The 20,873-nt window shown below is 57.1% G+C and carries 18 protein-coding genes and 2 pseudogenes; 4 read left to right on the top strand and 16 right to left on the bottom strand.

Annotated features, from left to right (window positions below):
- Nucleotides 1-133: 133 nt before the first annotated feature.
- The 3 genes and pseudogenes from MELB17_RS26350 (at nucleotide 134) to MELB17_RS26335 (ending at nucleotide 1,807) form a co-directional block, all read left to right on the top strand.
- Complete coding sequence (locus MELB17_RS26350) at nucleotides 134-382, top strand: hypothetical protein (protein ID WP_007350019.1); 249 nt, start codon at nucleotides 134-136, stop codon at nucleotides 380-382.
- Nucleotides 285-1,437 (top strand): annotated as a pseudogene (locus MELB17_RS26345) (BCCT family transporter). Before MELB17_RS26350 ends, MELB17_RS26345 begins: the two are co-directional and overlap by 98 nt.
- 115 nt (nucleotides 1,438-1,552) lie before the next feature.
- Entirely contained in the window at nucleotides 1,553-1,807 is a 255-nt protein-coding gene (locus MELB17_RS26335) for a BCCT family transporter (RefSeq protein WP_007350016.1), read from the top strand.
- Nucleotides 1,808-2,212: 405 nt separating this feature from the next.
- On the opposite strand, the gene MELB17_RS09555 is transcribed toward MELB17_RS26335, so the two are convergent.
- From MELB17_RS09555 to MELB17_RS09540, 4 genes are all read right to left on the bottom strand, one after another.
- Nucleotides 2,213-3,142 (bottom strand): LysR family transcriptional regulator, encoded by a 930-nt coding sequence (locus MELB17_RS09555; RefSeq protein WP_007350015.1) that lies wholly within the window; start codon nucleotides 3,140-3,142, stop codon nucleotides 2,213-2,215.
- A gap of 430 nt (nucleotides 3,143-3,572) precedes the next feature.
- A complete protein-coding gene (locus MELB17_RS09550) occupies nucleotides 3,573-4,412 on the bottom strand; it encodes an AMP-binding enzyme (protein WP_264673225.1) in 840 nt (279 codons plus the stop codon).
- On the bottom strand, nucleotides 4,385-5,134 hold the full coding sequence (locus MELB17_RS09545; protein ID WP_007350013.1) for an IS5 family transposase: 750 nt from the start codon (nucleotides 5,132-5,134) through the stop codon (nucleotides 4,385-4,387). Before MELB17_RS09545 ends, MELB17_RS09550 begins: the two co-directional genes overlap by 28 nt.
- Nucleotides 5,135-5,212: 78 nt before the next feature.
- Complete coding sequence (locus MELB17_RS09540; RefSeq protein ID WP_007350012.1) at nucleotides 5,213-5,704, bottom strand: FAD-dependent oxidoreductase; 492 nt, start codon at nucleotides 5,702-5,704, stop codon at nucleotides 5,213-5,215.
- Nucleotides 5,705-6,014: 310 nt separating this feature from the next.
- On the opposite strand from MELB17_RS09540, the pseudogene MELB17_RS26135 reads away from it, so the two are divergent.
- Nucleotides 6,015-6,197: pseudogene (locus MELB17_RS26135) on the top strand (transposase domain-containing protein); the annotation flags it as partial.
- A gap of 58 nt (nucleotides 6,198-6,255) precedes the next feature.
- Here MELB17_RS26135 and nuoN read toward each other — a convergent pair.
- The 12 genes from nuoN to MELB17_RS09480 form a co-directional block, all read right to left on the bottom strand.
- On the bottom strand, nucleotides 6,256-7,698 hold the full coding sequence (gene nuoN / locus MELB17_RS09535) for an NADH-quinone oxidoreductase subunit NuoN (protein WP_007350010.1): 1,443 nt from the start codon (nucleotides 7,696-7,698) through the stop codon (nucleotides 6,256-6,258).
- Complete coding sequence (nuoM, locus tag MELB17_RS09530; RefSeq protein ID WP_007350009.1) at nucleotides 7,698-9,269, bottom strand: NADH-quinone oxidoreductase subunit M; 1,572 nt, start codon at nucleotides 9,267-9,269, stop codon at nucleotides 7,698-7,700. Before nuoM ends, nuoN begins: the two co-directional genes overlap by 1 nt.
- A gap of 37 nt (nucleotides 9,270-9,306) precedes the next feature.
- The gene (nuoL, locus tag MELB17_RS09525) at nucleotides 9,307-11,202 is read right to left on the bottom strand and encodes an NADH-quinone oxidoreductase subunit L (RefSeq protein WP_007350008.1); all 1,896 of its coding nucleotides are present in this window, start codon (nucleotides 11,200-11,202) and stop codon (nucleotides 9,307-9,309) included.
- A complete protein-coding gene (gene nuoK, locus MELB17_RS09520; RefSeq protein WP_007350007.1) occupies nucleotides 11,202-11,510 on the bottom strand; it encodes an NADH-quinone oxidoreductase subunit NuoK in 309 nt (102 codons plus the stop codon). The genes nuoL and nuoK overlap by 1 nt, the downstream gene beginning before the upstream one ends.
- The gene (nuoJ, locus tag MELB17_RS09515; protein WP_007350006.1) at nucleotides 11,507-12,037 is read right to left on the bottom strand and encodes an NADH-quinone oxidoreductase subunit J; all 531 of its coding nucleotides are present in this window, start codon (nucleotides 12,035-12,037) and stop codon (nucleotides 11,507-11,509) included. Before nuoJ ends, nuoK begins: the two co-directional genes overlap by 4 nt.
- Nucleotides 12,038-12,103: 66 nt before the next feature.
- Entirely contained in the window at nucleotides 12,104-12,643 is a 540-nt protein-coding gene (nuoI, locus tag MELB17_RS09510) for an NADH-quinone oxidoreductase subunit NuoI (protein ID WP_007350005.1), read from the bottom strand.
- Between the two features lie 37 nt (nucleotides 12,644-12,680).
- On the bottom strand, nucleotides 12,681-13,691 hold the full coding sequence (gene nuoH, locus MELB17_RS09505) for an NADH-quinone oxidoreductase subunit NuoH (RefSeq protein ID WP_007350004.1): 1,011 nt from the start codon (nucleotides 13,689-13,691) through the stop codon (nucleotides 12,681-12,683).
- A complete protein-coding gene (gene nuoG, locus MELB17_RS09500; protein WP_007350003.1) occupies nucleotides 13,688-16,456 on the bottom strand; it encodes an NADH-quinone oxidoreductase subunit NuoG in 2,769 nt (922 codons plus the stop codon). The genes nuoH and nuoG overlap by 4 nt, the downstream gene beginning before the upstream one ends.
- Entirely contained in the window at nucleotides 16,456-17,808 is a 1,353-nt protein-coding gene (gene nuoF / locus MELB17_RS09495; RefSeq protein WP_007350002.1) for an NADH-quinone oxidoreductase subunit NuoF, read from the bottom strand. The genes nuoG and nuoF overlap by 1 nt, the downstream gene beginning before the upstream one ends.
- Entirely contained in the window at nucleotides 17,805-18,329 is a 525-nt protein-coding gene (nuoE, locus tag MELB17_RS09490) for an NADH-quinone oxidoreductase subunit NuoE (RefSeq protein WP_007350001.1), read from the bottom strand. Before nuoE ends, nuoF begins: the two co-directional genes overlap by 4 nt.
- 2 nt (nucleotides 18,330-18,331) lie before the next feature.
- Nucleotides 18,332-20,119 carry an NADH-quinone oxidoreductase subunit C/D gene (gene nuoC / locus MELB17_RS09485; RefSeq protein ID WP_007350000.1) on the bottom strand — a complete coding sequence of 596 codons (1,788 nt, stop codon included), beginning with the start codon at nucleotides 20,117-20,119 and terminating at the stop codon, nucleotides 18,332-18,334.
- 55 nt (nucleotides 20,120-20,174) lie between these two features.
- Nucleotides 20,175-20,855, bottom strand: coding sequence for a NuoB/complex I 20 kDa subunit family protein (locus MELB17_RS09480; protein ID WP_007349999.1), 681 nt, complete (start codon nucleotides 20,853-20,855; stop codon nucleotides 20,175-20,177).
- Between the last annotated feature and the right edge of the window lie 18 nt (nucleotides 20,856-20,873).

The raw sequence follows: 20,873 nt of genomic DNA, 5'->3' as shown, positions 1-20,873 counted from the left end.
TCGCCTTCCCCGTCGCAGTGAGACCCGTGTCAGTCGCCCGCGGACTGACTGATCTTGCGGCAATGTGGTTTTCTGTACCTGCTACGGCGACGGTCTGTCGCACGCCGAACGATAATGAAGAGGAGGCTCCACAATGGCTGGCAACATCAAGGGCAATGAGACACAGCAATTGCAAACGTTAAAAGAACTGGAAGCGGTTTACGATACCGAACACGAGATAGGACAACACAACATCCACCCCCTGGGGCTGGAACTTCATAACCCCCGTTTTTCTGACCAGCGCTTTGCTTATTTTGGTATTCGTTGCCGGCTCGTTGTTCTTCCCCGCATCTGCCAGCGAGATGTTAATGGCGGCGCGCATCTGGTCAATCAATACTTTTGACTGGTTATTCTTGTCCAGCGTTAACATTTTCGTGGTGTTTTGCCTGGCCCTGATTGTACTCCCTGTAGGCAAAATCCGGCTTGGTGGTGACACGGCCAAACCGGATTACAGCCGCTCTTCATGGTTTGCCATATTGTTTGCAGCGGGCATGGGCATTGGCCTGATGTTCTGGAGCGTGGCTGAGCCTATTGGCTATTATACCGAGTGGTACGGCTCTCCGCTGAACATTGCCAGTGGCACCGTGGAAGCCGAGCGCGCCGCCATGGCAGCGACGATGTATCACTGGGGGCTGCACCCATGGGCGATTTATGGCGTAGTTGGGTTAGCGCTGGCGTTTTTTACCTATAATAAGGGTTTGCCGCTGACGATACGCTCGACCTTTTACCCCTTGCTTGGCAATCGGATATACGGACCCATCGGTAATATCATCGATATCACGGCGGTCATCGCTACTATTTTTGGCCCGGCCACCTCCCTCGGTTTCGGCGCACAACAGGCCGCCGGCGGTCTGAATTACCTGTTCGGGATTCCTGCCGATCTGGGCACACAGACGGGCATCATCGTTGTTGTCACCGCCGTCGCGCTTTTTTCGGTGACGCGCGGCCTTGATGGCGGGGTCAAGCTAATGAGCAACATCAACATGGTTCTGGCGGCCGCACTGTTGCTGTTTGTCATTTTTGCCGGATCTTTAATGACTTTTCTCAGCACCCTGGGCACCACATTCGTGGCCTATGCCGAATACTTCCTGCCGCTCAGCAACCCAGTCGGCCGTGAGGATGAAACCTTTTATCACGGCTGGACCATCTTCTATTGGGCTTGGTGGATTTCCTGGTCACCCTTTGTCGGCATGTTTATCGCGCATCTCCAAGGGTCGTACGGCTCGGGAATTTCTCACCACCGTTCTCATCGTACCCACCCTGGTAACGTTCGTCTGGATGAGTGCCTTTGGTGGCAATGGACTAGCACAGACAAAAGCACGCGTTGGTGCCCTGGCCGATGGCATCAGCGATTCTTCACTGACCCTGTTTCAGATGCTGGAGAACCTGCCGCTGTAAGGAATCACGTCTGTCCTGGCGATTGTGCTGGTGCTGGTATTCTTCGTGACCTCCTCCGACTCTGGCTCATTGGTCATCGATAGGCGGCAAAACCGATTCACCAACGGCACAACGCGTGTTTTGGGCGACATTGGAAGGCGTGATTGCGGCCGCATTGTTGACGATTGGCGGCGCCGATGCCTTGACGGCTTTGCAGGCGGGCTCGGTAACGACCGGTTTGCCGTTTACCATCGTGCTGCTGGTAATGTGTGTGGGCCTGGCCAAAGGCTTACGACACGAGCAAAAGCTGCTGGCGATCAAACGAAAAAGGGCGCCCAACGTTTTCGCCAGGGAAGCGAAAAAGCGGGCGGCAGTGCCTGCCGCAGGTTGATAGGGCTATCACCCGATTTACCCAAGTAACGGGACTCTCTGAGTACTAGCAACACCCTTTGCGCGGTGGACGAAACATGACTCGTCCACCGCACACAACTGGGTTGACAAGACGCATTAACAGTTACTAAGCAGCACCTGTTGAAAAAGATCCAAATGATTATTGTCCCCTGTCGAAGCTGGATATTGTGTCTAGGCTGGCAGAGGGGAATACTTGTAAGACGATGCAATACTCGGAGCTAGGAAGGACACTAGTTGGCTGAAGAACTCCAACATTTTTTTTCGTGCAAGGGCTTTTCGCAGCAGTACATTCTCGTGTTTATCAGCACCGAAAACTTCGAACACATTTTTTGGTAAATCGACGCCGATACGCATGATTTCTATGGTGGACTTGCTCGGTTTGTACCTAAGCAGGATTGTTCGCCTCATCCAGCAACCATTCACGAAACTGTCTGGTGATTGATCGCTCTTGGTCTAGGCCCGCACTGACCACGTAATACGCCTGTTCACAGGTCAGTGGACTATCACTTACCAACTCTAGCTTCCCAGCACTGAGCTCAGCCTGGTGTAGATCCCGACTGCCGAGCAGAACACCTTGGCCGTTTACGGCCGCCTCTAGCGCCAGCAGCCCGTTTCCAAACCGTCGTTCCCGCAACGCGCCAATTTCGGAACTCTGCTGCTTGAACCACTCTTTCCAGCCACAGGACTCGTCGAAGCGGGTAACAGTGTTATCACACAGTAATTGCAGCCGGCGCAATGTATCGAGTCCGGTCACGGAGGTAGCCAGTTCGGGAGCGCACATTGGTACCAGCTCTAGCCCTATCAGCCGTTGCGGCTTGACGTCGGCGTAGTTTCCGTAGCCGAGGCGCACGGAAACGTCGATGCCGGCGCGTTTGAGATCCGCCACACTGAAGATGCTGTCACGGGCCCGATCTACAGTATTCAAGCTCGCCTGCAAGCGCACCTCGGCGGCTGGGCAAATGGCGTAAAAACGATGCAGACGCGGTACGATCCACTTAGTGGCGAATAGGGGCTCGGAGCACACGGTAACAATCAGGCGCTCTTCGCCGTAGGAGCGGATATGGTCCACCGCACGACCCAAGATCTGAAACCCCTCATGCAGCTCCGGCAGTGCCGTACACGCGGCCGGGGTTAGGCTGACCTGCCGGTGGTGGCGAACGAACAGCGCAACACCAAGATACTCCTCAAGCGCCTTGATCTGGTGGCTGATAGCCGCCGGTGTGACGTTGAGTTCTTGAGCTGCTTTAGCAAAACTTTTGGTTCGTGCGGCAACCTCAAAACAGGACAATGCAATCAGGGGCGGAAGTCGTAACATTACCAATACTCGGAAGAAGGGCTGAGGGACACCGGCACGATCAAGTGACACGTTTAGCGATACTATAAACGCTGCAGATGTAAATACCAGACCGCCACCACCCTGCTGTGTTCAACCCCTTGTTCCCAATTCACTAAGCCTGAAAAATTTGCATCGAGGCGGTAAGAACTTTGGCCCACTTGGCATTCGTCATCTCCAAGATAGCCGCGAGTTCGACATCGTCGTGCCGCTGAATGATCTCCTCAACCTCCAGTGAGGCGATGTTCCCCCCAGGCGCTGATGATATTCCGAAAAGCTTTCTGCATGTCCAAATCCTGTTTTCTGGATCGCCGTGATAAACCCATATAGATGAACGGATCGGATAGTTCGTGCGACAGCGGCCAGGCTATTAACCTAGCAATTAAATAGACCACTTCGCCTCAGGGCATATCTAACTAGACTCCTGTGCTGCGAGTAGCTGACGCAATGCAAATTTCTGTATTTTCCCAGTTGAAGTGGTCTGTAGGCTGCCAAAAATGACTCGTTTTGGTGCTTTAAAGCGACTCATATTTTCCCGACAGAAATCGATCAGCTCCTCTTCACTCAAATAGCTGTCGGGACGTAGCTGCACGAACGCTGCAGGTACTTCTCCCCACTTCTCATCCGACATGGCTACAACCGCGGCGATTTCGACTTCAGGATGGCGCTGGATTATATCCTCAACTTCTAAGGACGAGATATTCTCACCACCCGAAATGATGACGTCTTTAGAACGATCAGTAATCTTGATGTAGCCGTCCGCATGCACTACAGCCAAATCGCCGGTATGAAACCAGCCGCCTGCAAATGCCTCGTCGGTTGCAGTCTCGTTACGTAGATATCCTTTCATTACAATATTTCCCCGGAACATTATCTCGCCAACAGTCACACCATCGGCCGGAACTGGCTGCAAAGTGTTCGGATTAAGAACAACGACTTCCTCCTGCAGTGGATAGATCACCCCTTGTCGACCGTTGAGTTCGATCCGCTCTTCCAGAGTGCGTTCAGCCCAGTCATCCTGCTTGGCGCATACGGCTGCAGGACCATATGTCTCAGTAAGTCCGTAGACATGGGTTAGTTCAAACCCAAGTCCTTCCATCTGTTTCAAAACAGAAGCTGGCGGTGCAGCGCCTGCAATCAGCCCTGAAACCTTGTGCTTGATCGGCGCAGATTGGGTCGCGGCGGCACTGGCGATCATCGAATGTACTAGGGTCTGTTGACAATTCACATCGGCAGCCAAAGAAATGCGCAAGCTAATGACACAATGCTCTCATAGTTACGAGTCAGTTTGTCATATCGGGTGGCGACGGCCCGATACTGCTTGAGCCTGGCAAACGCGTTCTCCACCAGGTGCCTGAGCTTGTACAACGGCCAGTCGAATCCCTTGTTTCCCTTTATCGAGTTTTTCCTTCTGGGAATAATAACGCTCATTCCGAGGGCTTCTCCCTTGTCTCGTATTATCTGGCTGTCGTAGCCTTTATCCGCTATCAGCACCTGCGCAGCGTCAATTTTTTCGATGAGTGCTGGTGCTTCAGTGCAGTCATTGATGTGACCGCCCGTGATGGTGAACACCTCCGGCAGGCCGTAAGCATTCACCGCCAAATGCAGCTTGGAGGTGTTGCCAGCCCTGCTTTTACCGATATTCTCGTCGTAGCCATCCGCGGCTCCGGCACTGTGCTGGTGTGCTTTTACATAGGTGCCATCAATGAAGACCCACTCCAGATCGGAGTCTGCTTTTAGCACGTTGAAGAGCTTTTTCCAGAGGCCTTTTTTCGACCAGTCATTGAAAGCTTTGTAGACGGAATTCCATTTGCCGAAATGGTCTGGCAGATCTCTCCAGGGCACGCCGGTCCGCATTCTGAAGAGAATGCCTTCGACTGTTTTGCGCAGACCTGCCTTGTTATACAGACTGAATTGAAGCAATATTTCTTTTAGCTTGGACCACCGCTCCTCTGTGAGCCTGTATCTGGGCATTGCGGGCTCGTATGGTTGTTGTTGTGGAACTTCATTATACGAGCCTGCTCTTACCTTTCAAAGACTTACGAGCAATTGTCAACAGACCCTAGTCAGTACACGTGACATAACTGGTTGGAACACTTCACTGATCACTGGTCTTGAACCGCAAGCAAGAATGACTTTTTTTGCTTTGACTTCAATGTCCTCACCGACAATGAGGTGGCCCGGCCCGATGACGCGAGCCCGCCCTTCGATCTTATGGTGCGCCGGAATTCTGGCCACATAGCTAAGATTACGCGCCACAAACCGATCGGTCCGTTCCCGGCGCAGTCGCTCCAGCACCTTCGGACCATCTACCGTGCCCCCTGTCTTGACGCCAAAAAACTCGCTGGCATCGATATGGTGGGCATAATCGGCAGCGGTGATCAGAAGCTTGCTAGGCATGCAGCCTACACGTGCGCACGTGGTACCGTAGGGTCCATCTTGAATCATGACAAGGCTATCAGTCTTGCGACTTATCTTGGAGTAGGCCCCTAACCCGGCTGTTCCTGCCCCTATGATTGCGTACTCGATGTCGATGGTTTTCATGCTTGGCTTGCTCTATTGCCCCCTATTTCCACCTATAGGGTGGCAAAGAAGAGCGGTAAATTGGGTTCGCGTGGTAGTTCGTTGGTCGGTAATGCCAACGAACTAAACCCGCACGCACTGGCGAATAGCGGTCAATCCAAGCTTATAATCTGTTTTTTTCTCTTTAAGCATTTAGATCTGATTGTGGAAAAACCAACCAGCTATTAATCAGTGTATTTAGGTTAGTGCAATGGTATTCGGCGGTAAAACGATGATTTCTATCCAACTGATTTAGATTTTGTAATGCGCAATAGTTCTGGGTTCGGCATAAACTGCTAAAGCGAACAGTCTAGAGCCCTCGGCTTATATCCAGCATGTGCTGGCGCGCGTTGCCGAGGCTGATACGCTGGAGAAGCTGGAAGCACTGAAAAGCCAAGGAATTACTGCCAGCCCGTTCGAGGAAATGGTGGCGCAGCCTGGTGGTACAGACAGCAACCTTCTTTGTCTGGAGTGACTGAACTCCTTTCATAGCTTGGTGGTTATCCCGCTGGAAGCCTGTCCGGCGGTTTCATTCAGCGGATGGTTATCCCACCAAGGGCTCGCGCAAGTTCGATCATCGGCGCCGGATAGACGCCCAGCAATATCACCAACCCTGCTACAGCAAGGACCACCAAGCCCCCTGCCCGCGAGCCCCAGTCATCCGATGCGTCGCGACGGTGCATTCCCGGCTCGGCCATAAACAGCGTGATGGTGACCCTCAGGTAGTAGTAAAGCCCGATGGCGCTGCCAAGGATGATGCCGCCCACCAGCCACCAGCGCTGGCCTTCAACGCCCAGAGCGATGAGATAAAACTTGCCGATGAAGCCGACGGTTGCCGGAATGCCCGCCAGTGACAGCATCGCCACGGTAAGTACTGCGGTCAGATAAGGGCGCCGCCAGAACAGGCCTCGATAGTGGTGCAGCGCTGCTGCATCTTCGCCGCTGATCGTGCTCGAAATCAGAATGACCACGCCAAACGCCGCCAGAGTGCTCAACACGTAGGTGATCAGGTAGACCCCTCCCGTTTCCGCCGCCAGGCCGTCCGCGACCACCAGCACAATGAGCAGGTAGCCGAAGTGCGCAATGGACGAATAGCCGAGGATGCGTTTGAGGTTAGATTGAGTCAGCGCCAGCAGGTTGCCGATTAGCATGCTGGCAAGTGCCAGCCCGGTAAACACCGCTCGCAGCCAGTCACCCTGGGCAACCGGCGTCGACAGCATCAGCCGCAGCAGCAGCGCGAATACCGCCACCTTGCTGGCAGTGGCCAGAAAGGTGGCCGCCGGCCCCGGCCCGCCCTCGTAGACGTCCGGGGTCCATAGATGAAAGGGCACTACCGAAAGCTTGAAGCCTAACCCAACGAGCATCAGGCCAACGCCCGCCAGGCCCCAGATACCGGTGTGCGAATCAAGGCTGGCCATCAAAACGTCGATCCGTAACTCACCGGTTTGAGCATAGAGCAGCGCCATACCGAACAGCAAAAATGCGCTGGCGGCGGCAGAAAGAATTAGGTATTTAATGCCGGCTTCAAGGGAGCGTGGCTCATGGTAAGCGTAGGCCAGCATTCCATAGAGCGGCATGGATAACAGCTCCAGGCCGATGAACAGGCTGGCCAGGTGCCGACTCGCCACCAGCACCAGGCCCCCTGCCGCCGCGCACAGCAGCAGAACATAAAATTCTTCGCGGGCGCCGTGAAAAGACTCAAGATAACCATGAGCCAGAATCGCGCAAACCAGGGTCGACGCCAGTATCAAGATCCCGGCTAATAGCGCCAGACCATCAAAATCAAGCAGTGGCGTGTGTACCGGAATCACCCGCCAGGCAAACACCTGAGCGATCAAGGCCAGCCCCAGGCCCAGCACGCTGGCGGCAACCGTTACGGCGTGCTCGCGGCGCCAGGCGATGCCAAGCATCACCGCAATCGCCGTCGCGGCGACCAGAATTATTGGCAGATAGGCGATAAGAACAGCAACGGGCATCAGCGGGCCTCCGGCATTAGCGTAATGGCCGCACCCGGCCCGGCATCGACGCCCCGCTCAGGGGCGCCCGAGATCTCGAACACCCGCTGCACCTCGCCCATGGCGGCTTCGGTGGTATCAAGCAGCGGCTGGGGGTAGATGCCAAGCCATATAAGGAGCACGACGATGCTCAGCATCATGGCAAATTCCCGGGCATCAAGCCCCTTCAATGGCGTGTCGCTGCGAGGCGGGCCATAGTGCACGCGCTGCATCAGGATCAGCGAATAGATTGCGGCCAGCACCAGGCCAAAGCTTGCGATCACAACCACCCAGGGTGCCGTGGGAAAGGTACCGAACAGCACCATAAATTCGCCGACGAAATTGGCGGTGAGTGGTATACCTAGCGAAGCGGCAATAAAGAACAGCCAGAACCCAGGCAGACTCCCCAGCCGCCCCCACAGACCGCCCATCTTGTCCATCTCACGAGTATGCAGGCGCTCGTACAGCTGTCCGCTGAGAACAAAGAGCCCCGCTGCGGAAAAGGCGTGGGCCAGCATCAGTACTATCACACCCTGTAAAGCCAATAGAGAGCCGGAATAGATGCCAATCAGTACGAACCCCATGTGGGCGATACTGGTATAGGCGATGAAGCGCTTAACGTTCTGTTGCCCACAGGCCAGCACCGCACCGTAGTATATGCCAAGCAGGCCAAGCCCCATGGCGATGGGCGCGAATGCCTGGGATGCTTCTGGAAACAGCGGCAAGGCGAAGCGCATCATGCCGTAGGCGGCAGTCTTGAGAAGTATGCCCGCCAGATCCACGCTGCCGGCGGTCGGTGCCTGAGCATGGGCGTCCGGCAGCCAGCCGTGCAGTGGCACTACGGGCAGCTTGACCGCAAAGGCGATAAAGAAGCCCAGCATCAACCACGTGGAGAGTGTCGGCGACAACGTGGTCTCCAGCAGCACCTCATAGCTGAAAGAATACACACCGGTGTTGGCATGGTGAGCGAACACCAGCCCCAGGATCGAGACCAGCATCAAAAGCCCACTGGCCTGGGTATAGATAAAGAACTTGATGGCCGCGCCGATGCGAGTTTTGCCCTTCGAGCCACTATGGCCCCACAGAGCAATCAAGAAGTACATCGGCACCAGCATCAGCTCCCAGAAGAAGAAGAACAGGAACAGATCGATGGCCAGAAACACCCCGACAACGCCGGTGAGAATCCACAGCAGGTTGAGATGGAAAAACCCGATCCGGCGCACAATCTCGTTCCACGAACACAACACCGCCAGCGCGCCGAGAAAGCTGGTCAGGGCGATCAGCACCAACGACAGACCATCCATGGCCAGGTGAAAATCAATGCCAAAACGTTCAATCCAGACCACCCGGAATTCCAGAGCCCACTGGGTAGTCGAGCCATCCAGCGCCGGCAGATGGAAATCGTACTGTGCCCACAACCAAAGCGAAATCAACAGCTCGACCAGCATGGTAACAAGTGCGATCCAGCGCGTCGGCTTATCACCTAATCGCTCTATCTGCCAGCACAGGAGTCCCCCGACGAATGGGATCACAATTAACCACACCAGTATCATAAGCGTTGCATCTCCTTATCCGGGTTTTGCACAATCCCTAGAACGCTAGCACCAGGCTCAGTAGAATCAGCGTGGCCCCGACCACCATGGTGGTAGCGTAGCCGCGTAATTTGCCTGTCTGGGTTCGGGAAAGCCCTAAATGTACAACACGCAAAGCTTGGGCAATCAGGCGGAAGAAGGCATCAAACAGGTCGCCTTTCAGCATGCGCACCAGGCCACGCCAAGGCCTTACCAGCAGCCAGTTGAAAACAATGTCGAAGCCCCATGCCAGATGCCACAAGGTCCAAAGCCCGGCACCGATCCCCTGGCAAGTGATGTGTGCAAGCCCGTCGCGCTTGAAGATAAACAGCCAAGCTCCCAGGCCAAGACCAATCAACGCGGTGGCCGAAGCGACCAGCACAAGCGCGGTATGCCCCGCTTCCATGCCCTCACCGGGGCCCGCCGGCAGCACCCCACTCAGCGGCGGCGTAATCCAGGCGCCCAACAGCGTTGAGAGCAGCGCCAGGATCACCAGTGGTAAGCCGTGGGCAAGGCCCCGCCCCGCTTTAGCCTGGCGGGCGCCATCACTTTTCATCTCACCATGGAAAATACCAATGATCAGCCGCACGGTGTACAACGAGGTCAGGAAAGCGCCAAACAGACCGGCAATCAGCAACCCTTGGCGGCCTGCCGCCAGCTCCTGCCAGAGAATCTCATCCTTGCTGTAGAACCCCGCAGTAACCAGTGGCAAGGCCACCAGGGCCGCACCGCCAACGATAAAGCCCATGTAAGCCAGAGGCAGCTTTCGCCACAGCCCGCCCAGGCGACGCATGTCCTGTTCGTGATGGCAACTGATGATCACCGCGCCGGCAGACAGGAACAGCAGTGCCTTGAAGAAGGCATGGATCATCAAGTGAAACACCGCCGCGTTGAAGGCGCCAACCCCCAAGGCCAGAAACATGTAGCCGATCTGACTCATGGTGGAATAGGCCAGCACCCGTTTGATGTCGGTCTGGGCCAAGGCAGCGAAACCAGCCATCAGCAGCGTCAGGGCGCCAATCAGGCCAGTCAGGTAGAGCGCAGTGGGCGCCAACTCAAACACCCCATGCATGCGCGCAATCAAATAAACCCCGGCGGTGACCATGGTCGCGGCGTGAATTAAAGCCGACACCGGCGTGGGGCCTGCCATGGCGTCGGCAAGCCAGGTGTGCAGCGGTAGTTGGGCAGACTTGCCCACTGCTCCGCCCAGCAGTAGCAATGCCACCAACTCTACGGTTGGATCCCCCGCTCGCCACATCTGCGGTGCGAGAGAAAGGATCTCGGCAATGTTCAGGGTGCCGAGCTTGGCAAACAGCAAAAACATACCGATGGCCAGGAACACATCGCCGATGCGGGTAATGATGAAGGCTTTGAACCCTGCCCAGCCGTTGGCGTTATTCTGGTAGTAGTAGCCGATCAGCAGGTAGCTGCACATGCCGACCCCTTCCCAGCCCAGAAACAGCAGCAGCAGATTATCACCCAGTACCAGCAGCACCATGCTGAACACGAACAGGTTCATGTAGGTATAAAAGCGCGTAACACCTTCATCGCCGCGCATGTACCAGGCGGCAAACAGATGAATCAGAAAGCCTACGCCGGTAATAATTCCGAGCATGGTCAGCGACAACCCGTCCAGGGCAAGACCCATGGTGGGCTGAAACTCCCCCACGGCAATCCAGGTCCACAGGGTAACAATTTGAGGATGGCTGGCATTAGCAGCGTCGTTGACAAAACCCAGTACCAACAGTGCAGTGACCAGCGCAGCCAGTCCCACGCTGCCGACTCCCACAATGGCACTGACACGGTAGCTAAATGTGCCCTGGGAAAAGGCCAGAATCAACGTTCCTGCCAGCGGCAGCAGAAACGTCAGCGGCAGCAGCAGCGTAGTCGAGGGCAGTAACGTCATTATTTCCATTATCCGCGCATCCTGCTAACCGCATCGATATCCAGGGACTTAAAGCGCTGGTGCAGCTGAATCAGCAGCGCCAGACCGACGCTGGCCTCTGCAGCCGCGAGTGTGATCACCAGCAGAAACATGACCTGGCCTTCCGGCTGCTGCCAGGCCGCGCCGGCGACGATAAAGGCAAGCCCCGCAGCGTTGAGCATGATCTCAAGGCTCATCAGTATAAAGATCATATTGCGCCTGAACATCAGGCCAGCCAGCCCCAGCGCGAACAGAATGGCTGCCAACACCAGACCATGTTCCATGGGCACACCGTTCATGGAGCATCCTCGCCAATTTTTGAATCCGACCCTGGGTGGCGTAAACGTCCGACATGAGAGGCCGTGACCAGCGCTGCCAGCAACAGCAAAGCGCTGAGTTCCACTACCAGCAGCCAAGGGCCGAACAGAATCGTGCCCACCTGCTTGGCGCTCAGCACATCACCCTGCACCAGCACGCCCCCATCGCCGCGCAACAGTAAGTCGATCAGCGTCAGCAGCAAGACACCGGCGAGCAGTGATGGCCCCAGCCACGTGCGCGGTTGCAGCCAGATGCGCTCCTGAGCGACCGCCGTCTCGCCCAGATTAAGCATCATCACCACAAAAACGAACAGCACCATGATCGCTCCGGCGTAGACGATAATCTCAAGCGCCCCGGCGAAGGGCGCACCCAGGGCAAAGAACACCATGGCCACGGCCAGTAATGACACCACCAGATACAGCACCCCATGCACCGGGTTGGTATTGCTGATAACCCCCAAAGTCGCCAGCACCGCGACCAAACCGCTCAGGTAAAATGCGTATTCCATGTTTCTCTCTCCCTTCCTCTCCTCCTTTCCACTACTCTCCAGCGAGGCGACGCTGGCGAGGCGGCTTCAGGGAAGCAGCGTGGTGACCTTGATCGGCTCGTATTCCGCCACGCCCTTACCCTTGTCTTTGCCGGCGATGGCCATGCCCGCTACCTTGTAGAAATTATAGTTGTGGTCCTTGCCAGGGCCGCTAATCAACAGATCTTCCTTTTCATAGACCAGCTCTTGGCGGTTGTATTCACCCATCTCGAAGTCTGGCGTTAGCTGGATCGCCGAGGTCGGGCAGGCTTCTTCACACATGCCGCAAAAAATGCAGCGCGAAAAGTTAATGCGAAAGAATTCGGGGTACCAGCGCCCATCTTCCCTTTCGCCCTTCTCCAACGAGATACAAGCCACTGGACAGGCTACGGCGCACAGATTGCAAGCCACGCAGCGCTCCTCACCGTCCGGATCCCGGGTCAGCACAATGCGCCCGCGGTAGCGCGGCGACAGATAGACCTCTTCTTCGGGATAGTTGACGGTTTCGCGCTTGCGAAAGCCGTGCATGAAAACCATGCCCAGGGTGCGCAATTGCGACCAGGTACCTTTTAAAAGTCCCTTGTACATGGCAGTTGCTCCTCGTTCATCATCCATTCGAATGCTCCTAGCCTGGCGCAACAAGCAGTATCACCGCGCCGGTTACCAGAAGGTTGATCAGCGTCAGCGGCAGACAGACAATCCAGCCAAAGGTCATCACCCGGTCGTAACGCGGGCGGGGCAGCGCAGCTCGCACCAGAATGAACAGCATCAAAAAGACACTGGTCTTGAGTACAAACCAGACAATGGGTGACAGCAACGGCCCGTGCCAACCACCGAAGAACAGCGTCACCACGAGCGCCGAAATTAACAGCATGCCGACATATTCGCCGATAAAGAACATGCCGAATTTCATAGAGGAGTATTCAACGTGATAGCCGTCTGCCAACTCCTGCTCCGCTTCGGGCTGATCGAAGGGGTGACGGTGCACTACCGCGAAGCCGGCAATGAGAAAGTTACAGAAACCCAGAAACTGGGGAACGATGTACCACATTCCTTGCTGGGCATTGACGATCTCGCGCAGGTTGAAGGTGCCCGCCATGGCAACAACACCCATCAGTGACAGCCCCATGAAGACCTCATAGGAGATGGTCTGAGCCGAAGATCGCATGGCACCGATCAACGCATACTTGTTGGCGCTGGCCCAGCCGCCCAGCAGTACCGAATAGACATTAATGCCGCCCATGGCCAGGAAGAACAACAGGCCGATGTTCCAATCTGCTACGCCCCAGCCCGGCGTGATGGGGATAATCATGAATGACAGCAGCAGCGATGCCATGGCAATCGCCGGGGCCAGCACGAAAAGGGTCCGGTCGGCGAAGGGCGGTATCCAGTCTTCCTTGAAGAAGATCTTGATCATATCGGCGACCACTTGCAGGGAGCCGAAGGGGCCGACCCGGTTGGGGCCGTAACGGTCTTGCCACCAGCCCAGCAGGCGACGCTCTACCACCGTGAGGATTGCCCCCACCAGCACCGCTACCAGCAGAATGACCACTGCCTGGATCATGGCCACGGCGATATCCATCACCGTCGGGGTCAACCATTCGGGTCGCCAGTCGCCAAGGGTTATCCAGCTCATTCGCGCGCCTCCTTATAGTCTGGGCCCGAAGCCTCAAGCCTGGCCCAATCGCCGCTGCTGAATTCGCTGGATATTCCTGCCGGCAAGCTGACGATACCGCTGGGTAAACGCTGATCGCAGCGTAATGGCAGGGTAAGACACGCGGTCTCTGTTTCTAGTGTCAGCGATGCGCCCTGCTCAAACCCCCGCCGTGCCGCATCTGCGCTGGATAAACCAATGGTCGGCCGTTCCGCACGTTCTTCAATGGGCGCGGAGCGGGAGGAAGTTTCCTCGCCGCCAAACAGTCGCGGCAACACCAGCAGCTGCCAACGGTCCTGTTGCGGTTCGAAGGCCGCGGGGATATCGCTGGCATAGCGATACGCACCGGGCCGCGGTGCAACCAGGCGCACTCCGGGATCGCCGCCACGCAGATGTCCACCCACTTCATCGGTAAATTTATTCCAGGCCTGGTGCGAGTTCCAGCCCGGGGCCCAGGCGAATGGCACTTCTTTACGAGGCCGATCGAAACCGCTGTAACCTTCCATGGAAAAGTTAAAGGGCGTATCCGGGTCCTGGGGCGTGCGCGGTTCGCTCACTGCAATGTTGGCACGCAGAGACGTTCGCCCACTGAAGCGATGGGGAGCCCGGGCCAACTTAACGCCTTTAACTCGATAATCCGCGCTCAGAGAGCTCGCAACAATGTCGGCCAGTGCCGGATAATCCTGGGCACAGGCCTCAGTGGCCTCATCCAGAGTAATGGTGCTGTCCTCGCCGCGAATGAGGCTGATACGCAGGGCGTGTAGCCAGCGCCAGCTTTGGTGGATGCGGGACTCCGGGCGCATATAGCTCGTATCGAAGACCTGGTAGAACCGCTGGGCCCGGCCTTCCAGATTGACCAGCGTGCCGTCCGCCTCGGTGAAACTGGCGGCGGCCAAGCCAAGCCTGGCTCGCTGCCAGGTGCGGGTACGCTGGTGATCGAGCACGACCAACGCGGTTGCCGTATTTAATGCGGCGTCAACCCGCGCTTCCGGCAGCCGGACGTACAGGTCGTTTTCCAATACCACGAGGGCATCTGCCCGGCCTTCGACGATTTCATCCAGGGCCCACTCCAGTGGACGACCGCCCAGCATGGTAAGGCCTGTACTGTTGGCTTCCCTACGAATGAGCATAAGGCCGGCGCGTTTGGTGCGCCGCGACAGTGCCCGGGCAATGCTGCCCGCCGCATCGAGTACCTGGGTGGACTCCAATGAGCCACCGCTGATTACCAGTGGTCTCTCCGCCGCTATCAACTGTTTGGCCACCGTCTGCGCCGCCGCTGCCAGAGCCGCATCGAGCCCCGGCACCGCAGGTGCGTTACCGTCGATAATATGAGCAATGGCGAAGCCTAAGCGGGCGATATCTGCAGGTGCCAGTTGCCAATTGTCGGCACTGATTCCGTCGAGTTCGGTGGCGTTGGGATAGGCGATGTACAGCGGGTGCCGGCTGTCTTGAGCCAAGGTCTTCACGGCTTCAGCGTTCCAGGTCGGGATTCCCCGCTCCTCCGCCAAGGCGTCGCGCAAGGCCAGCACTGCCTGGCGCACCGCCAGAGCCAGGCGCGCGGCGCTGTGCAGCATGTCTTCGCCCAACACCAGCACCGCGTCGTGCGCTTCCACCTCTCGCAACGTAGGAATCGGCAAGCCGCAGGAGGTTTCCAGTTCCGCCATGCGTTCAAGGCAGGCCAGCTCTGCGGCGACGATACCGTTGGAGAAGTTATCCCGGCCCACCAGCTCTATCAGTTGATGATTGCTTTCCAGACTTGCCCGCGGCGAGCCGATACCGATTACCCGTCGGGCGTTGCGCAGCAGATCAGCACCGCGATCCAGCGCCGGGTCCACTTCCAGGATGACTATCTCATCGGCGCGCTCGCCATGATCGTCACTCCTACGCTCACTACGCCATTCAGGCTGGCGCGGCCGGTCGGTGCGATTGACGTAGCCGTAGCCGAAACGTCCGCGATCGCATAAGAAGTAACGGTTAAGTTCACCGTGATAGCGATTCTCAATGCGGCGAATCTCACCGTAGCGCTCCCCCGGGCTGATATTGCAGCCCACCGCGCACTGATGGCAGACACTGGGCGCAAACTGCATGTCCCATTTGCGGACGTAGCGATCCGAGTGGGTTTGATCAGTGAACACGCCGGTGGGGCACACTTCGGTCAGGTTGCCGGCAAACGGACTCTCCAGAACGCCTTCCTGATGGCGCCCGAAATACAAGTTGTTGTTCGAGCCGAAGACGCCGAGATCTGTGCCGCCGGCGTAGTCGTTGTAGAAGCGCACGCAGCGATAGCAGTTGATACAGCGATTCATCTCATGGGCAACAAACGGCCCCAGGTACTGGTTGCGGTGGGTGCGCTTGCGAAAATCGTAGCGGCGCCGGCTGTGGCCGGTCATCACCGTCACGTCTTGCAGATGACAGTGGCCGCCTTCTTCGCAGACCGGACAATCGTGAGGGTGATAGGTCATCAACCACTCCACCACCTCCGACCGGAATGTCTTGGCTTCCTCGTCGTCGATGGAGATCCAGCTATTGTCTGTAGAAGGCGTCATGCACGACATCACCAGTTCGCCCTGGGTGTCGTCCTTGTCCTTGTACTGTTTGACCGCGCACTGACGACAGGCACCGATGCTGTCCATGGCCGGGTGCCAGCAGAAGTAGGGAATGTCGAGCCCCAGAGACAGGCAGGCATGCAGCAGATTGTTCGCGCCGTCTACTTCGTAGGCCTTGCCGTCCACGTGAATCGTTGCCATCAGCTCACCCCTTCAAGCGGTGCATGGGCGATACCTGCTTCGAAATCTGCGCGGAAGTGGCGGATCGCAGACTCCAGCGGCATCATTGCCCCCGGCGCATGGGCACAGAAGGTACGCGCAGGATTCAGCCCCAGGGTGTGCTGCTCGAGGATCTCGATATACTCTGGTTTGCCTTCACCTCTCTCCAGCGCCTGCAGGATTTTTACTGTCCAGGGCAGACCATCGCGACAAGGGGTGCACCAGCCACAAGACTCCCGGGCAAAGAATTGTTCAAGGTTGCGTAGCAACGAAACAATGCTCTGGCGCTCACTGACCACGGCTATCAGGCCGGTGCCCAAGCGGCTGCCGTATTGGCCGATTGTACCGAAATCCATGGGCAGATCGAGATGTTCCGGCAACAGAAAGCCGGTGCTACCGCCACCGGGCAGCCAGGCTTTGAGGGTGTGGCCCTGGCGCATCCCGCCGGCGCGCTCGAGAATCTCCCGGCCGCTGGTGCCAATGGGCAGCTCCCAAAGCCCCGGGCGCTCGACTAACCCGGAGACGCCATACAGTTTGGTGCCCCCATCCTCACTGAGTCCACCGGATAGTCCTTGATACCAATCTGCACCGTGCTGCATAACGCTTGGCACATTGCACAGAGTCTCCACGTTGTTAACCACCGTGGGTTTGCCCCAGGCGCCAGATTGGCCGGGAAACGGCGGCTTGGCCCGGGGGTTAGCGCGCTTACCTTCCAGGGAATTGATCAGTGCGGTTTCTTCACCGCAGATGTAGCGCCCGGCACCTGTGTGTAAGGCGATATCGAAATCGAAGCCGCTGCCGGCGATGTCGCTTCCTAGCAGGCCGGCCTGCCGTGCCTCTTCGATGGCCAGGGCCACGGAGCGCGCCGCCTCCACGTATTCGCCGCGCAGGAAAATATAGCCATAACAAGAGCGGTTGGCATAGCCCGCGATGATCATGCTTTCAATCAGCAGGTGCGGCAGCTGTTCCAGCAGCAGGCGATCTTTGAAGGTACCCGGCTCCATCTCGTCGGCATTACAGATCAGGTAGCCACGGGGCAGATGATCTCCTACCTGTGTCAGGCCCCACTTGACCCCGGCGGAGAAACCACCGCCGCCCCGGCCACGCACATTGGCCTGTTTCATGGTGTCGATTATGTCGGCAGGTGTGCGCTGTGTCAGGGTTTGTCTTGCGCTCTGATAACCCTCCTTCGCACAATATTCCTCGAACCCGACCCGGGCGCCGTCCTCGCGTAGTCGCCAGGTCAACGGGTGTGTCTCAGCGTGGCGCTCCTCGGCACTCTGGCGCAGCTGGCAGTGATAGCGCAGCCGTGAATCTTTCGGTATCACCGTCATGGATAGGCCTCCAGAAGTTCATCTAGGTCGTCTGCTTCGATGGGGCCGAAAGTGTCATCGCCAATCATCATCGCAGGGCCGCGATCGCAGGCTCCCAGGCAGCACACCGGCAGCAGAGTAAAGCGGCCATCTCCCGTAGTCTGGCCGAAGCCTATGCCGAGACGCTCACTCAAAACCTCGCTCAACGCTTCATAGCCTGTGAGGAAGCATGAGCTGCTATCGCACAGCAGGATCACATGACGCCCCACCGGTTGGCGAAAGATCAGGCTATAGAAGGTAGCAACGCCCTCCACTGCTCCGGCACCGACGCCGAGGGTTTCGGCGATAGCGACAATTGCTCCATCTGGCACCCAGCCGTGGCGCTTTTGCACGATTTTCAGCGCCTCAATGCAGGCTGCCTGAGGCTGTTCGTAATGGTCGCGTTCGGTGAGCATGGCCTGGCGGTCGTCCTCGTGCAGCTGGAAGCCATCCGTCGTGATCAGGTCGGCGGCAGTGCTGAGGGGGTTCGTATTTTGCGACATAATCAGCGATCCACGTCGGCCATGACAAAATCGATACTGCCCAGATGCGCGATCAAATCCGGCACAAAGCCGCCACGCATCAGCACCGGAATTTGCTGCAGATGCGGAAAGCTTGGCGTGCGAATTCGCGTGCGGTAGCTCATGGTGCCGCCGTCACTGGTCAGGTAATAACTGTTGATGCCCTTGGTGGCTTCAATCATCTGCAGCGATTCGTTGCCGGGCAGAACCGGCCCCCAGGACACCTGCAGAAAATGCGTAATCAGGGTTTCAATATGCTCAAGCATGCGCTCCCGGGGTGGTGGCGTGGTCAGCGGATGATCTGCTTTGTAATCGCCTGCGGGCATGTGATTGATGCACTGTTGAATGATTTTCACGCTTTCGCGCATCTCGTCGATGCGCAGCTGGCCACGGTCAAAGACGTCGCCGTTGTGTGCCAGTGGTATCTCGAAGTCGAAATTCTCATACCCCGAATAGGGTCGCTTCTTGCGCAGGTCGAAGTCGCAACCGGTGGCCCGCAGGTTGGGGCCGGTGACGCCCCAGGCCAAGGCATTGGCAGTATCGAAGGCGGCGATGTGTTTGGTGCGATCCCATACCAGGGAGTTTTTCATCATCGCACGCTCGTATTCGTTGAGCCGGGCAGGCATCCAGTCAACGAAGCCCTGCATGAGCCTGTCCCAACCTTTCGGCAGATCCTGCATTACGCCACCGATGCGATACCAGGCCGGGTGCATACGAAACCCGGTGATCGCCTCAATCACGTCGTAGCCCTTCTGGCGATCGGTAAAGGTATAGAAAACCGGCGACATGGCGCCAAGATCCTGCAAATAAGTGCCCAGAAATAGCAGGTGGCTGGTAATACGAAACAGCTCTGCCATCATCACCCGAATGGTCTCGATGCGGCCATTCACTTGTATGCCGGCAAGCTTCTCCACCGCAAGCACGTAGGGCAGATTGTTCATCACGCCGCCCACGTAATCGATACGGTCGGTGTAGGGAATGAAGCTGTGCCACGACTGGCGCTCAGCCATCTTTTCTGCGCCACGATGGTGGTAGCCAATATCGGGCACGCAGTCGATGACCTCCTCACCGTCGAGCTGCAATACAAGGCGAAATGCGCCATGGGCGGACGGATGATTCGGCCCCAGGTTAAGAAACATGAAATCAGTTTCATCGTTTTTACGTTTCATGCCCCAGTCTTCAGGCTTGAACTTCAGGGCTTGCTGTTCTCGCTCCTGGCTCGCCACGGTTAGGGTATAAGGATCAAATTCTGTCGCTCTGGCATGGTGATCCTTGCGCAGCGGGTGGCCTTGCCAGGTAGACGGCATCAAAATACGGGAAAGGTTGGGGTGTCCGTCAAAGCGAACACCGAACATGTCCCAGACTTCGCGCTCGTACCAGTTGGCGTTGGGGTAGACCGGGATCACTGTAGGCAAAGACAGATCCTGCTCGAGAAGCGCCACCTTGAGCATGATGTCGCGATTCCCCGAAACGGACAGCAGCTGATAAAACACGGTGAAATCGGCTTCTGGCAGACCATGGCGATGACTGCGCAGGCGCTCGTCAACCGCTGACAAATCAAACAGCATCTCGAATGGCTCGGGTAGCTTGCGCAGCGTTGCCAGCACCTCAACCAGTGCGTCCCGGCTCACCCACAACACCGGCATGCCCGTCAAAGTGGGCTGTTCATGGAGCACCTGGTCACCAAAGCGCTCTCGCAGCATTGCCACGAGGGAGCTGGCCCGATGGTCGGGAGCGGCTGCCGCGCTGGTGTTGGGGTTAACAACGCTCATTGTAACAGTGCCCCTCTCGCTCTAAGGTGCGTGAGAATATCTGGAAATTCTTGGGTTAAACGCTGTCCGGTGTCCGCAGCTCTGTCACCTGAATACGCCGATCGCGATGCTTCTCTCGCTGGGACGGCATTTCTGCGCGGTATACGCCCTGGTCGCCAACTACCCAGGATAGTGGGCGACGCTCCTCTTGAATCGAGTCTTGCAGCAGCTGCAAGCCCTGCAAAAAAGCTTCCGGGCGCGGCGGGCAGCCGGCCACGTAAACATCCACAGGCAAAAACTTGTCAACCCCCTGCACTACCGAATAAATATCGTACATGCCACCCGAATTGGCGCAGGAGCCCATGGAAATCACCCACTTGGGTTCGAGCATCTGGTCGTAGAGTTGCTGGATAATCGGCGCCATTTTCACAAAACAGGTGCCGGCAATAACCATGAAATCCGCCTGGCGTGGAGAAGCACGAATGACCTCGGCACCGAAACGAGCGATATCGTGGGGCGAGGTAAACGCCGTGGTCATTTCCACATAACAGCAAGACAAACCGAAGTTATAGGGCCACAGAGAGTTCTTGCGTCCCCAGTTTACCGTCGAATTGAGCGCATCTTTAAGCTTGCCGGTGTACACGCTGCGGTGCACCTGTTGCCTCATCGGGTCTTCGACCTGTTGTTGCTTACCTAAGGGGTAGCGATCGTTTTCTGCTGCCACTGCATCTTCGGCCCGAGTAAGGCTGTATGCCATGGTGTGCCTCCCAGATGA

Origin of the sequence: Marinobacter sp. ELB17 (genome assembly GCF_000169375.1) — a bacterium.
Lineage (GTDB): Bacteria > Pseudomonadota > Gammaproteobacteria > Pseudomonadales > Oleiphilaceae > Marinobacter.
This window is presented reverse-complemented; position numbering and strand designations above follow the sequence as displayed.

Excerpts from the sequence above, each read along its gene's own strand:
- MELB17_RS26350 (WP_007350019.1), top strand. The coding sequence starts at position 134 with ATGGCTGGCAACATCAAGGGCAATGAGACACAGCAATTGCAAACGTTA.
- MELB17_RS09555 (WP_007350015.1), bottom strand. The coding sequence starts at position 3,142 with ATGTTACGACTTCCGCCCCTGATTGCATTGTCCTGTTTTGAGGTTGCC.
- MELB17_RS09545 (WP_007350013.1), bottom strand. The coding sequence starts at position 5,134 with ATGCCCAGATACAGGCTCACAGAGGAGCGGTGGTCCAAGCTAAAAGAA.
- MELB17_RS09540 (WP_007350012.1), bottom strand. The coding sequence starts at position 5,704 with ATGAAAACCATCGACATCGAGTACGCAATCATAGGGGCAGGAACAGCC.
- nuoN (WP_007350010.1), bottom strand. The coding sequence starts at position 7,698 with ATGCCCGTTGCTGTTCTTATCGCCTATCTGCCAATAATTCTGGTCGCC.
- nuoM (WP_007350009.1), bottom strand. The coding sequence starts at position 9,269 with ATGATACTGGTGTGGTTAATTGTGATCCCATTCGTCGGGGGACTCCTG.
- nuoL (WP_007350008.1), bottom strand. The coding sequence starts at position 11,202 with ATGGAAATAATGACGTTACTGCCCTCGACTACGCTGCTGCTGCCGCTG.
- nuoK (WP_007350007.1), bottom strand. The coding sequence starts at position 11,510 with ATGAACGGTGTGCCCATGGAACATGGTCTGGTGTTGGCAGCCATTCTG.
- nuoJ (WP_007350006.1), bottom strand. The coding sequence starts at position 12,037 with ATGGAATACGCATTTTACCTGAGCGGTTTGGTCGCGGTGCTGGCGACT.
- nuoI (WP_007350005.1), bottom strand. The coding sequence starts at position 12,643 with ATGTACAAGGGACTTTTAAAAGGTACCTGGTCGCAATTGCGCACCCTG.
- nuoH (WP_007350004.1), bottom strand. The coding sequence starts at position 13,691 with ATGAGCTGGATAACCCTTGGCGACTGGCGACCCGAATGGTTGACCCCG.
- nuoG (WP_007350003.1), bottom strand. The coding sequence starts at position 16,456 with ATGGCAACGATTCACGTGGACGGCAAGGCCTACGAAGTAGACGGCGCG.
- nuoF (WP_007350002.1), bottom strand. The coding sequence starts at position 17,808 with ATGACGGTGATACCGAAAGATTCACGGCTGCGCTATCACTGCCAGCTG.
- nuoE (WP_007350001.1), bottom strand. The coding sequence starts at position 18,329 with ATGTCGCAAAATACGAACCCCCTCAGCACTGCCGCCGACCTGATCACG.
- nuoC (WP_007350000.1), bottom strand. The coding sequence starts at position 20,119 with ATGAGCGTTGTTAACCCCAACACCAGCGCGGCAGCCGCTCCCGACCAT.
- MELB17_RS09480 (WP_007349999.1), bottom strand. The coding sequence starts at position 20,855 with ATGGCATACAGCCTTACTCGGGCCGAAGATGCAGTGGCAGCAGAAAAC.